A 12439-nucleotide genomic window follows, 5' to 3' on the forward strand; every position below is an offset into this window, starting at 1 on the left:
GAACCGATGCCACCTCCGGAAAAGGCGGCGCCAGCGTTGCGTCATCTTTCCATGATGTGTCGGTTCTGGGTTCCGGGCTCGACGCTTCGCGCCGCCCCGGAAAGACGGGCGAGTTTGCGGACTACTGCGTCGGACATGCGAAAACCGCCGGCTGGGCAGCGCGGCGGCTTCGTTCGTCTCAGGCGCAATTCGTGAGCGTTCTTAATCTCTATCCGATCAGCGTCACGATGTCAAGGACAAAATTCCTATCCCCAAGAGAGAGGCCTCACACCTCCTCCTTCTCCACCCATTTGATCTGAGTCTGCGGCTTGTAGGCGTCCATCTTGTCGAGCAGCGCCGCCGGATCGGTCTCCATCATCGCCATGTCGCGATGGGCCTGCCACATGAAGCCGGCCCTGGTGGTGTTGTCGAGGAAGGCGGCGAGCGGGTCGTAGAAGCCGGCGATGTTGAGGAAGCCGAGCGGCTTGCCGTGGATGCCGAGCTGGCCCCAGGTCCAGATCTCGAAGATCTCCTCGAAGGTGCCGATGCCGCCGGACATGGCGATGAAGCCGTCGGAGAGCTCGGCCATGCGCGCCTTGCGGATATGCATGGTCTCGACCACGTCGAGCCGGGTCAGCTTGTTGTGGCCGACCTCCTTCTCGCGCAGCGCCCGCGGGATCACGCCATGGACCTCGCCGCCGGCTTCGAGCGCGGCATTGGCGACGATGCCCATCAGGCCGACGGCGCCGCCGCCATAGACCAGCGTCAGGCCGCGCCTGGCAATCTCGGCGCCCATGGCGCGGGCGCCCTCGGCATGGACGGGATCATGGCCCGGGCTCGAGCCGCAGAAGATGCAGACCGATTTCATGAGGCGAGTGCCTGCAGGATGCGGGCCCAGGAGCGCTGGCCCTTATGGAAGGAGGAGAGGTCGTATTTCTCGTTCGGCGAATGGACGCGGTCGTCGTCGAGGCCGAAGCCGACAAAGAGCGTGTCGAGGCCGAGCGTGCGCTTGAAATCGCCGCCGACGGGAATAGAGCCGCCGCTGCCGATCGAGACGACGCGGCCGCCCCATTCCTCGGCGAGCGCCTTGCGCGCCTTCTGCAGCACCGGGGAATCGACCGGCACCGCCAGCGCCGGCGAGCCGGAATGGCCGATGAACTCGGCCGTGACATCCTCCGGCAGGCGCTCGCGCACGAATTGGTGGAAGGCGGCGGCGATCTTCGCCGGGTCCTGATCACCGACGAGGCGGAAGGAGACCTTGGCGGAGGCCTTGGCCGGGATGACGGTCTTGCTGCCCTCGCCGGTATAGCCGCCCCAGATGCCGTTGACGTCGCAGGTCGGGCGCGACTGGATCTGCTCGATCAGCATGCGGCCCTTCTCGCCGATCGAATGCTTGAGGCCGACCTGGCCGAGGAACTCCTTTTCGGTCAGGTTGAGATCGGCCCATTCGGCCTTCTGCGCATTGGTCGGCTCGTGCACGCCCTCGTAGAAGCCCGGGATGGTGATCCGTCCGCTCTCGTCGTGGATCTCGGCGAGGATCCTGGTCAGCACATGGATCGGATTGGCGGCCGCGCCGCCGAACAGGCCGGAATGCAGGTCGCGGTCGGCCGCGATCAGGGTCACCTCCTGATAGACCATGCCGCGCAGGGTCGAGGTGATCAGCGGCGTCGCCCGGTCCCACATGCCGGTGTCGCAGACCAGCGCGAAATCGGCCTTCAGCTCGGCGGCGTTGGCCTTGATGAAGCCCGGCAGGTTGACCGAGCCAGATTCCTCCTCGCCCTCGACCAGTATGGTCAGGCCGACCGGCAGGTCGCCGGTCTCGGCGAGCGTGGCGCGGATTGCCTCGATGAAGGTCATCACCTGGCCCTTGTCGTCGCAGGCGCCGCGGGCGAGGATCGCCTTGCGCCCCGGCTCGATCTCCTTGACGACCGGCTTGAACGGATCGTTGTCCCACAGCACCAACGGATCGACCGGCTGAACGTCATAATGGCCGTAGAACAGCGCATGCGGGGCGCCGGGCTTCGGGCGATGCGCAAGCACGACCGGGTGCCCGCCAGTCTCGCGCAGCTCGGCCCTGAAACCGAGGCCTTCGAGATCGGCTCGCAGCCATTCAGCAGCCTGGCGAGTCTGCGCATTGAAGGCCGGATCGGTCCCGATCGAAGGGATTTCGAGCCAGGACGACAGGCGCGCCAGCGAGCCGTCGAGATCGGCGTCGAGGCGGGAGAGAACTGCGGGAAGCTGGGACATGGCGCTCACTGGAGGCTGATTCCGGTGGCGCCATCATGACGGTTCGCCAGCCGGATGCCAGCCGTCCGTGCGCATGACGGCGTGCTTCATAGGACGCCTCTACGCCTCGTCCATGTCTTCCGGCCACATCCGGGCACCGTGCAGGACACGAAGAATCCGGATCTTGCCTGCGGTCACAGCATAGACGGCGATATAGGGCGTGCGCGCAACGATCAGTTCACGGGTGCCCGCGACCCTGCCGGGCCTACCGCTCTCCGGAAACCGAAGAAGGTGCTGCACAGCCGAGGCGATCCGCTCGTCGATTTCGGCAGCCGTTTTCGGATTGTCGGCCTCGATGTAACTGAAAATCTCGTCGCGGTCGGCAAGAGCGAACTGCGACCAGACCAAACGCCTCAGGCTTTTCCGCCGGCCTTGCGGAGGGCCGTCGCACGGCGCTCGGCGAAGCGAGCCTCGGCCTTGGCGTCCTCGACATCAGGACGCTCGTCCGCCAGAGCCTGCAATACCTTGGCGCGGAACCAGGCGTCGTGCGCCTCGCTGTTGCTGACAAGTTCCAGCGGCAACGCGCCCTCATTAGCCGTACGAGTCAGCAGGATGCGCACGGCGTCGGACACGGTCAGGCCCATGCCTTCAAGGACCGCCGTCGCGCGGTCCTTCACGTCGGCGTCGATCCGCGCCTGCACCAAAGCATTCGAGGCCGTCACGATGCTCCCTTCAGAACACAACGTAATGCATTTGAATGACAACCGCCAGATGCAAGCCGAACCTTGCTACCGCCGCCCGCCGGTCAGCGAGCCGAGCACGCCGCGCAGGATCGCGTTGCCGACCTGCCGACCGATCGTGGTCGCGGCCGAACGCGCGGCGGAGGTGAGGACCTTCTCGGCCATGCTCTGCGGCAAGGGGCCGCCGCGCGAGCCCGGCCCGGTCTTCGGACGTTCCCGCGTTCCGCCGAGCCAGCCGCCGATCGTGTCGAGGATGCCGCCGCCCCCCTCCGTCGAGGCCTCGACCGGCGAGCCGTCGCCGTTCAGCCCCTTGCGCTTCATCAGCGCCTCATAGGCGGAGTCCCGGTCGACCATGGTGTCGTATTTGCCGGCGAAGCCGGAGTCGCGCAGGCACTGGGCCCGCTCCTGCGGCGTGATCGGCCCGACCTGCGCCATCGGCGGGGCGATCAGGCAGCGCTCGACCATGGTCGGCGAGCCCTTGCCCTCGAGCGTCGACACGAGGGCCTCGCCGACGGCGAGCTGGGTGATCGCCTGCTCGGTGTTGATCTTCGGGTTCTGCCGGAAGGTCTCGGCGGCCGCCCTGACCGCCTTCTGGTCGCGCGGGGTGAAGGCGCGCAGGGCGTGCTGGACGCGGTTGCCGAGCTGGGCCAGCACGGTGTCGGGGATGTCGAGCGGGTTCTGGGTGACGAAATAGACGCCGACGCCCTTGGAGCGGATCAGCCGCACCACCTGCTCGATCGCGGTCAGCAACGCCTTGGGCGCACCGTTGAAGAGCAGATGCGCCTCGTCGAAGAAGAAGACCAGCTTGGGTTTGTCGAGGTCGCCGACCTCGGGCAGCTGCTCGAACAGTTCCGAGAGCAGCCAGAGCAGGAAGGTGGCATAGAGCCGCGGATTCGCCATCAGCTTGTCGGCGGCCATGATGTTGACGATGCCGCGGCCCTCGCGATCGGTCTTCATCAGGTCGCCGATGTCGAGGCCGGGCTCGCCGAAGAACAGGTCGCCCTTCTGGTTCTCCAGCACCAGCAATTGCCGCTGGATGGCTCCGACCGAGGTGGCCGAGACATTGCCGTACTTCGTCGTCAGCTCCGAGGCGTTCTCGGCGATGAAGGCGAGGACCGCGCGCAGGTCCTTGAGATCGAGCAGCAGCAGCTTCTGCTCGTCGGCGATGCGGAAGGCGATATTGAGCACGCCTTCCTGAGTATCGTTGAGGTCGAGCAGGCGCGCCAGCAGCAGCGGCCCCATCTCCGAGATCGTGGCGCGGACCGGATGGCCCTGCTCGCCGAACACGTCCCAGAACACTGTCTTGAACTGGTCGGGCTCATACTTCAGCCCGAGCTCCTCGGCGCGCTTGACGAAGGGCGCCTTGGCATTGCCCGGCGCAGCGATGCCGGAGAGGTCGCCCTTGATGTCGGCGGCGAAGACCGGAACGCCATGCTTGGCGAAGCCCTCGGCCAGCACCTGCAGCGTCACCGTCTTGCCGGTGCCGGTCGCGCCGGTGATCAGGCCATGACGGTTGGCGAGCTTCAGCAGCAGCACCTCCGGCTTCTCGCTCTTGCCGATCAGGATCGTGCCGTCATCCGCCATGGTCGCGCCTGTTCCGTTGCCATAAGGTCGTCGGATGGGTGTAGCGAAACGAGAACTGGGGCGGAAGCATGAAGATCGCTTCCGCCCGAGATAGTTTATGTGTAAACTATCTGCCGGAGCAGCGATTGGCTCGACATGAGAGGACCGCACGATGGATGAATTGATCTCCCGCATCATGGCCGCTTCCGGCCTCGACGAGACGCTGGCCAAGAAGGCGGTCGGGATCATCCTCGCCTTCCTGCAGAAGGAAGGCCCCTCAGCCGAGATCGGCCAGCTCTTCGCTGCCTTGCCGGGCGCGCAGGAGCTCGCCGCGGCCGAAGGCGGCGCCAAGGGCGGGCTGCTCGGCACGATCGGCGGCATGATGGGCGGCGGCGGCGTGATGGCGCTCGGCGGCCAGCTGATGGGCGCGGGCCTGTCGATGGGCCAGATCCAGAGCGTCTCGAAGGAGATGTTCGCGGTCGGCCGCGAGAAAGCCGGCGAGGACGCGATGGGCGCCATTGTCGGCGCGATCCCGGGCCTCGGCCAGTTCGTCTGAGCCGGCGCATCCGGCGCAGGATGCTGGAACGCCGCCCTCGCGGGCGGCGTTTTCGTTTGCGAGCATAGACGTTTCCCGTCGCCGGGATCGGCATTTCGGCACGGCTTTCCGACGAACGGGGCATTTGCGTTCGCCGCGAGCCATGGCAATCAGGACTTCGCGGGCGCACAATGGGCCGCCAATCGGCGTGGGTTTCACCGCCTGACGGGAATGGCGGGAGGAACGCGTGCAAGGAGTTCGCTGCTGATGACCTCGACAGTCCTCGCCGCCCTTCCCTTCATGGACGCCTTTCCCAGGCCGGATGAAGCGCAGTGGCGCGCGGCCGTCGACAAGGTGCTGAAGGGCGCCGATTTCGAGCGGAAGCTCGTCGGGCGGACGGCGGACGGCATCCGCATCGAGCCGCTCTACCCGGCAGCTACCGGGCAGGACGCCCGCCCCCTGCGAGCGCAGGCCGGGCGCTGGCACGTCGCGGCGCGCGTCGACCACCCCGACGCGGCCGAAGCGGCGAGGCTGGCCCTGGCCGAGCTCGAAGGCGGAGCGGATTCCCTGAGCCTCGCCTTCGCCGGAGCCCCGGCGGCGCGCGGCTTCGGCCTGAGCACGCCCGACGTCGAAGCGCTCGACGCCGCGCTGGCGGGCGTCATGCTCGATCTGGTCAGGCTGCGCCTCGACCCCGCCCCGGGCGGGCGCAAGCAGGCGCTGCTGGTCGCCGATCTCGTCGAGCGGCGCGGCCATGCCCCCGCTTCCGTGAAGGTCGATTTCGGCATGGATCCGCTCGGCGTGCTCGCGAGCAGCGGTGCGCTCGCGGTCTCGCTGCCGGAACTCGGCAAGCGTATCGCCGAGACGATCCGCAGCTTGACGTCGCGCGGCTTCGCCGGCCCCTTCCTCGCCGCCGACGGCCGGACCTGGCACGAAGCCGGCGCCACCGAGGCGCAGGAGCTCGGCGCGGTGCTCGCGACGGCGGTGAGCTATCTGCGCCTGCTGGAGGAGGACGGCTTTTCGCTCGCCGAGGCGCGCGACGCCATCTCCTTCACCCTCGTCGCCGACACCGACGAGTTCGTCACCGTCGCCAAATTGCGAGCCGCCCGCCTGCTCTGGGATCGGGTCCAGCGCGCCTGCGGGCTCGAACCCAGGCCCGTCTTCATCCATGCCGAAAGCGCCTGGCGCTCGCTGACCCGGCGCGATCCCTGGGTCAACCTGCTGCGCGGCACCATCGCCGCCTTCTCGGCCGGGATCGGCGGCGCCGACTCGATCGGGGTCCAGCCCTTCACCGCGGCGCTCGGCCTGCCCGACGGCTTCGCCCGGCGCATCGCCCGCAATACCCAATTGATCCTGCTGGAAGAAGCCAACCTCTGGCGGGTCGCCGATCCGGCCGCCGGAGCCGGCGGTTTCGAGGCGCTGACGCAGGCGCTGTGCGAACAGGGCTGGCGCAAATTCCAGGATCTCGAAGCGGAAAGCTCCGGAGACCTGACCGGGATCGTCGGCGCGCTTGCCAACGGCCATATCCAGAAGGGGTTGGCGCGCGAGCGCGACGCGCGGGCCAAGGCGATCGCGCTCCGGCGTGAGCCGATCACCGGCACAAGCGAGTTCCCGAACCTGTCGGAAGCGGCGGTCTCCGTGCTGGCGCCGCCGCCCGCCGCCTCGGCCGAGCGCGCCGGTAGCGACGACGCGATCACCGTCGAGGCGCTGCCGAGCATCCGCCTGGCCGAGCCATTCGAGGCGCTGCGCGCCAGCGCCGACATCGCCGCAGCCGCCGGCGAGCAGCCGAAGGCCTTCCTCGCGACGCTGGGCGCGATCGCCGGCTTCACCGCCCGCGCCGGCTTCGCCCGCAACCTGTTCGAGGCCGGCGGCATCGCCGCGACCTCCGGGGACGGTTTCGCCAAGACCGGCGCAACCGATCTCGACGCGCTCGTCGCGGCCTTCCGGGCCTCGGGCGCGAAGCTCGCCTGCCTCTGCGGCTCCGACGAAAGCTATGCCGCCGAGGCCGTCCCCGCCGCGACGGCTTTAGCCGCAGCAGGCGCCACGGTCTGGGTCGCCGGCCGCCCGGGCGAACAGGAAGCGGCGCTGCGCGAGGCCGGCGTGACGAATTTCGTCTTCGCCGGCTGCGACGCCATCGCCGTGCTGCAGGATGCGCTGGCGATCGCCACATCCCCGGTCAGCACCAGCAAGGGGGGATGATGCCGATCGCGCTCACCATCGCGGGCTCCGACTCCAGCGGCGGCGCCGGCATCCAGGCCGACCTCAAGACCTTCGCCGCGCATCAGGTCTATGGCGCGAGCGTGATCGTCGCGCTGACCGCGCAGAACACCACCGCCGTGACGGCGATCCATCCGGTGCCGGCCGGTTTCGTCGCCGCGCAGATGGATGCCGTCTTCGACGACCTCGCCGTCGATGCGGTCAAGATCGGCATGCTCGCCACCGCCGAGCTGATCGAGACCGTCGCCGACGGGCTGGAACGCCACGGCGCCCGGAACATCGTGCTCGATCCGGTGATGATCGCAGCTTCCGGCGGGCGGCTGCTCCAGGAGGACGCGATCGAGGCGCTGAAGCGCCGCCTGCTGCCGCTTTGCACGATCGTCACGCCGAATCTGCCAGAAGCCGCAGCCCTGCTCGGCACCGCCGTGGCGGAGACGGAGGACGCGGCAGCCGAGCAGGCCGAGGCCCTGCTCGCGCTCGACGCCGCCAATGTGCTGGTCAAGGGCGGACATGGCAGCGGCGCCGACAGCGTCGACACCCTGGTCGGCAGCAGCGGCCGCCGCGAGCGCCTGGTCGCGCCGCGCATCGCGACGCAGAACACCCACGGCACCGGCTGCACGCTATCCTCGGCGATCGCCGCCGGCCTCGCCCACGGCATCGCGCTCGACGAGGCCGTCGCCCTGGCCAAGCGCTACATCTCGGCCGCGATCGCGGCCTCGGACGCGGTCAAGGTTGGCCGCGGCCACGGGCCGGTGCATCATTTCCACCATTGGTGGGACAGACCAGACGGGAACAAGCCATGACCGCGATCCCGGATTTCACGAAGCTCGCCTTCGCCGATACGGCAGGCGCCGCGGCCACTCCACAGAGCACTGGCGAGCTCTGGCAGACGCCGGAGGACATCCCGGTGAAGCCGCTCTACACGGCCGCCGATCGCGATGGCCTGCCTTTCGTCGACACCCTGCCAGGCATCGCGCCCTATCTGCGCGGGCCCTACCCGACGATGTACGTCAACCAGCCCTGGACGATCCGGCAATATGCCGGCTTCTCCACGGCCGAGGACTCGAACGCCTTCTACCGGCGCAACCTCGCCGCCGGGCAGAAGGGACTCTCGGTCGCCTTCGACCTCGCCACCCATCGCGGCTATGACAGCGACCATCCGCGGGTCGCCGGCGATGTGGGCATGGCCGGCGTCGCGATCGATTCGATCTACGACATGCGCACGCTGTTCTCGGGCATCCCGCTCGACCAGATGAGCGTGTCGATGACGATGAACGGCGCGGTGCTGCCGGTGCTGGCGCTCTACATCGTCGCGGCGGAAGAACAGGGCGTGCCGGCGGCCAAGCTCTCGGGGACCATCCAGAACGACATCCTCAAGGAGTTCATGGTCCGCAACACCTATATCTATCCGCCCTCGCCCTCGATGCGGATCATCGGCGACATCTTCGCCTATACCTCGGCCAACATGCCGAAGTTCAACTCGATCTCGATCTCCGGCTATCACATGCAGGAGGCGGGGGCGACGCAGGACCTCGAGCTCGGCTACACGCTCGCCGACGGCGTCGAATACATCCGCGCCGGCCAGCAGGCGGGCCTGGGCGTCGACGTCTTCGCGCCGCGGCTCTCCTTCTTCTGGGCCATCGGCATGAACTTCTTCATGGAGGTGGCGAAGCTCAGGGCCGCGCGGCTGATCTGGGCCAAGCTGGTCAAGGATTTCGGGGCGCAGAACGAAAAGTCGCTGCCCCTGCGCACCCATTGCCAGACCTCCGGCTGGTCGCTGACCGCGCAGGACGTGTTCAACAACGTTCCGCGCACGATGATCGAGGCGATGGCGGCGACGCAGGGGCATACGCAGTCGCTGCACACCAACGCCCTCGACGAGGCGCTGGCCTTGCCGACCGACTTCTCGGCCCGCATCGCCCGCAACACCCAGATCCTGCTGCAGCAGGAAAGCGGCACGACGCGGATCATCGATCCCTGGGGCGGCTCCTATTATGTCGAGCGGCTCACCGCCGAGCTCGCCGCCAAGGCCTGGGGCCACATCCAGGAGGTCGAGAAGCTGGGCGGCATGGCCAAGGCGATCGAGGCCGGTATCCCGAAGCTCCGGATCGAGGAGGCCGCCGCCAAGACCCAGGCACGCATCGACGCCGGCCAGCAGGCGATCATCGGCGTCAACTGCTTCAAGCCCGAGAACGAGGCGGCGATCGACGTGCTCAAGGTCGACAACGCCTCGGTCCGCGCCCAGCAGCTCGACAAGCTCAGGCGCCTCAAGGCCGAGCGCAACGAGGCCGAGACGCAGTCCGCGCTCACCGCCCTCACCAATGGCGCGGCGGGCAATGGCAACCTGCTCGATCTCGCCGTCAAGGCGGCGCGGGCCAAGGCGACCGTCGGCGAGATCTCGCTGGCGATGGAGAAGGTGTTCGGGCGCCACCGCGCCGAGATCAAGGCGATCTCGGGCGTCTACAAGCGGGAGGTCGGCGAGATGAACCCAGCCGTGACGCGCGTGCAGCTGATGTGCGAGGCCTTCGAGGAGGCCGACGGGCGCCGCCCGCGCATCCTCGTCGCCAAGATGGGCCAGGACGGGCACGACCGCGGCCAGAAGGTGATCGCCTCGGCCTTCGCCGATCTCGGCTTCGACGTCGATATCGGCCCGCTCTTCGCCACCCCGGACGAGGCGGCGCGCCAGGCGGTCGAGAACGACGTCCACATCGTCGGCGTCTCCTCGCTGGCCGCCGGCCACCTCACGCTGGTGCCGGAGCTCAAGGCGGCGCTCGTCAAGGCCGGCCGGCCCGACATCATGATCGTCGTCGGCGGCGTGATCCCGCCGCAGGACTTCGAGGCGCTCATGGAAGCCGGCGCCTCGGCGATCTTCCCGCCCGGCACCGTCATCGCCGATGCGGCCGAAAAGCTGCTGGAGGAGCTCAACCGGCGCCTCGGCTATACGCAGCGCAGTGCGGCGGAGTGAACCGCCGCGCCCGGTTCCCCATGAAGGTCACCAATCGTCGCGCCAGCGATAATAGAAGCGCGGCGGCGGAGGCGGTGGGCCGTAGAAGCGCGGGCCGTAATAATGGCGCCGCCAGCGCGGCACGCCCCAATAGCCGTAGGGCGGCGGTGCGCGCCAGCCATAGGCGGGGCCATCGTAATAGGCCGGCTGGATCAAGACGCCGGCCTGCGCTTCGCTGGGCGATGCCGCACCGATCCCGAGCGCGGCGGCAGCGACGAGGCCGGCAGAAGCGAGCGTGCGAAACATCATGATGTCTCCTCTTGCCGGAGCGGAAGGAGGTTCCGCTCTGGTTCGCAGTCTCGCGCGGCCGGGCTGAACCGGTTTTGAGCGGGATGTTCAGGGGGCGTTTAGGTCAGCGCCCCGCCAGCGCCTCGCGCTTCATCAGCAGCGACGCCCCGATCACCGCGACCGCCACCGCCGCGATCATGATCGTGCAGGCGGCGTTGATCTCGGGCGTGACGCCGAGCCGGATCGCCGAGTAGAGCCGCATCGGCAATGTCGTCGCGCCGGGGCCGGTGGTGAAGCTCGCGATCACGAGATCGTCGAGCGAGAGCGTGAAGGCGAGCATCCACGCGGCGGCGACCGCGGGCCAGATCAGCGGCAGTGTCACGGTGAAGAAGGTCGCGAACGGCGTCGCCCCGAGATCGCGCGCCGCCTCCTCGAGCGAGCGGTCGAAGCCGGCGAGCCTCGCCTGCACGACGATGCAGGCGAAGCCGAGGCTGAAGGTCGCGTGGGCGATCACCACGGTCCAGTAGCCGCGCTCGACATCGCCGGCGACGAAGAGCAGCAGCAGCGACAGGCCGGTGATCACCTCGGGCATCACCAGCGGCGCCATAACCATGCCGGAAAACAGAGTGCGGCCGGCGAAGAACCGGTAGCGGGCCAGCGCCAGCGCCGCAAGCGTCCCGAGCACCGTCGCCAGCGTCGCCGAAACCAGCGCGACGCGGATCGTCAGCCAGGCGGCGTCCAGTAAAGGCTCGTTGCGCAGCAGCGCGCCATACCAATGCGTCGAGAACCCGCCCCAGACCGTCACCAGCCGCGAGGCGTTGAAGGAATAGGCGATCAGCGCGACGATCGGCAAATAGAGGAAGGCGAAGCCGGCGACGAGCGCGGCGAGATGGAAGGCTCCGAAGCGCCTCATCGCGCATCCCCCGGCGCCGCTCCCCTCGCCCGCTGCAGCAGCATCAGCGGCAGGACGAGAACGACGAGCAGCACGATCGCCACAGCCGACGCCAGCGGCCAGTCGCGATTGGAGAAGAACTCGTTCCAGAGCACCTTGCCGACCATCAGCGTGTCGGAGCCGCCGAGCAGGTCGGGAATGACGAACTCGCCGATCGCAGGGATGAAGACGAGCGCCGAGCCGGCGAGGATGCCGGGGCGCGAAAGCGGCAATGTCACCGTCAGGAAGGTCGCGAGCGGCGTCGCACCGAGATCGGACGCGGCCTCCAGCAAGGTGCCGTCGAGCTTCTGCAAGGCCCCGAACAGCGGCAGCACCATGAAGGGCAGGTAGGAATAGACCATGCCGATCAGCACGGCGGCGTCGCTGTTGAGCAGGCGCAGGGGCTCGGTCGTCAGGCCGCTTCCCATCAGCGCCATGTCGAGCAGGCCGTCCGGCCGCAGGATGCCGATCCAGGCGTAGACGCGGATGAGGAACGAGGTCCAGAACGGCAGGATGACGAGGACGAGCAGGATGCCCTGCCAGCGCTTCGGCGCCAGCGCCATCGCATAGGCGAGCGGATAGCCGATCGCGAGCGCGATCAGCGTGGTCAGGGCCGCGATGCGCAGCGAGGAGAGATAGCTCTGCCAGTAGAGCGGGTCGTCGCCGAGCAGGCGGAAGTTCTCGAAGTCGAGCGCGCTCAGGAACTCGCCGAGCTGACTGATGCCGGGGAAATGCGGCGCATAGGGCGGCAGGTCGGTCGCGGCGTCGGACAGCGCGATCCTGAGCACGATCGCGAAGGGCGCGAGGAAGAAGGCGACGAGCCAGAGATAGGGAATGGCGGCGACCAGAAGGCCGCGCCCCGCGCCGCCGCTTCGGGGAACCGGCATGTTCACGATAGTGCTCCGCGGTCGTTCCGGGACGCTGCGTCGCAGCGAGCCCGGAACCCACGACCACGACGCTCCCTGTCATCGCGAGAAGCGAAGCGACGAAGCAATCCAGAGCCGCCTAGCTCTACGCCC

General features: G+C 68.3%; 12 protein-coding genes. 4 read left to right on the forward strand and 8 right to left on the reverse strand.

The annotated features are described in order from the left end of the window. Positions 1-265 precede the first annotated feature (265 nt). The 5 genes from CS1GBM4_RS12175 to CS1GBM4_RS12195 all read right to left on the reverse strand — a co-directional run bounded on the left by CS1GBM4_RS12175 (position 266) and on the right by CS1GBM4_RS12195 (position 4529). Positions 266-847, reverse strand: a complete 582-nt coding sequence (locus tag CS1GBM4_RS12175) for a TIGR00730 family Rossman fold protein (protein WP_186418983.1) — start codon at positions 845-847, stop codon at positions 266-268. Beyond that, complete coding sequence (locus CS1GBM4_RS12180) at positions 844-2226, reverse strand: M20/M25/M40 family metallo-hydrolase (RefSeq protein ID WP_186418984.1); 1383 nt, start codon at positions 2224-2226, stop codon at positions 844-846. The genes CS1GBM4_RS12175 and CS1GBM4_RS12180 overlap by 4 nt, the downstream gene beginning before the upstream one ends. Positions 2227-2325: 99 nt before the next feature. Beyond that, the gene (locus tag CS1GBM4_RS12185) at positions 2326-2622 is read right to left on the reverse strand and encodes a type II toxin-antitoxin system RelE/ParE family toxin (RefSeq protein WP_186419092.1); all 297 of its coding nucleotides are present in this window, start codon (positions 2620-2622) and stop codon (positions 2326-2328) included. Then, positions 2619-2927 carry a type II toxin-antitoxin system RelB/DinJ family antitoxin gene (locus CS1GBM4_RS12190; protein WP_186418985.1) on the reverse strand — a complete coding sequence of 103 codons (309 nt, stop codon included), beginning with the start codon at positions 2925-2927 and terminating at the stop codon, positions 2619-2621. Before CS1GBM4_RS12190 ends, CS1GBM4_RS12185 begins: the two co-directional genes overlap by 4 nt. 66 nt (positions 2928-2993) lie before the next feature. Next, on the reverse strand, positions 2994-4529 hold the full coding sequence (locus tag CS1GBM4_RS12195; protein WP_186418986.1) for a helicase HerA-like domain-containing protein: 1536 nt from the start codon (positions 4527-4529) through the stop codon (positions 2994-2996). Between the two features lie 151 nt (positions 4530-4680). Here CS1GBM4_RS12195 and CS1GBM4_RS12200 point away from each other — a divergent pair, with 151 nt between their 5' ends. The 4 genes from CS1GBM4_RS12200 to scpA all read left to right on the forward strand — a co-directional run bounded on the left by CS1GBM4_RS12200 (position 4681) and on the right by scpA (position 10222). Next, positions 4681-5064 carry a DUF2267 domain-containing protein gene (locus CS1GBM4_RS12200; RefSeq protein ID WP_186418987.1) on the forward strand — a complete coding sequence of 128 codons (384 nt, stop codon included), beginning with the start codon at positions 4681-4683 and terminating at the stop codon, positions 5062-5064. 246 nt (positions 5065-5310) lie between these two features. After that, on the forward strand, positions 5311-7239 hold the full coding sequence (locus tag CS1GBM4_RS12205; RefSeq protein WP_244607186.1) for a methylmalonyl-CoA mutase subunit beta: 1929 nt from the start codon (positions 5311-5313) through the stop codon (positions 7237-7239). Continuing rightward, positions 7236-8060 (forward strand): bifunctional hydroxymethylpyrimidine kinase/phosphomethylpyrimidine kinase, encoded by an 825-nt coding sequence (gene thiD, locus CS1GBM4_RS12210; RefSeq protein ID WP_186418988.1) that lies wholly within the window; start codon positions 7236-7238, stop codon positions 8058-8060. Before CS1GBM4_RS12205 ends, thiD begins: the two co-directional genes overlap by 4 nt. Next, positions 8057-10222: a methylmalonyl-CoA mutase gene (gene scpA / locus CS1GBM4_RS12215; RefSeq protein ID WP_186418989.1), complete on the forward strand. Its 2166-nt coding sequence runs from the start codon at positions 8057-8059 to the stop codon at positions 10220-10222. The genes thiD and scpA overlap by 4 nt, the downstream gene beginning before the upstream one ends. 27 nt (positions 10223-10249) lie before the next feature. Here the strand turns inward: scpA and CS1GBM4_RS12220 are convergent, their stop codons facing one another. The 3 genes from CS1GBM4_RS12220 to CS1GBM4_RS12230 form a co-directional block, all read right to left on the reverse strand. Beyond that, positions 10250-10510 (reverse strand): hypothetical protein, encoded by a 261-nt coding sequence (locus CS1GBM4_RS12220; protein ID WP_186418990.1) that lies wholly within the window; start codon positions 10508-10510, stop codon positions 10250-10252. A 103-nt stretch (positions 10511-10613) separates the two neighbouring features. Beyond that, positions 10614-11402 (reverse strand): ABC transporter permease, encoded by a 789-nt coding sequence (locus CS1GBM4_RS12225; RefSeq protein ID WP_186418991.1) that lies wholly within the window; start codon positions 11400-11402, stop codon positions 10614-10616. Beyond that, positions 11399-12307, reverse strand: a complete 909-nt coding sequence (locus CS1GBM4_RS12230; protein ID WP_186419094.1) for an ABC transporter permease subunit — start codon at positions 12305-12307, stop codon at positions 11399-11401. Before CS1GBM4_RS12230 ends, CS1GBM4_RS12225 begins: the two co-directional genes overlap by 4 nt. Between the last annotated feature and the right edge of the window lie 132 nt (positions 12308-12439).

The sequence above is a fragment of the Allobosea sp. CS1GBMeth4 genome (assembly GCF_900185715.1).
Taxonomy (GTDB): Bacteria; Pseudomonadota; Alphaproteobacteria; order Rhizobiales; family Beijerinckiaceae; genus Allobosea.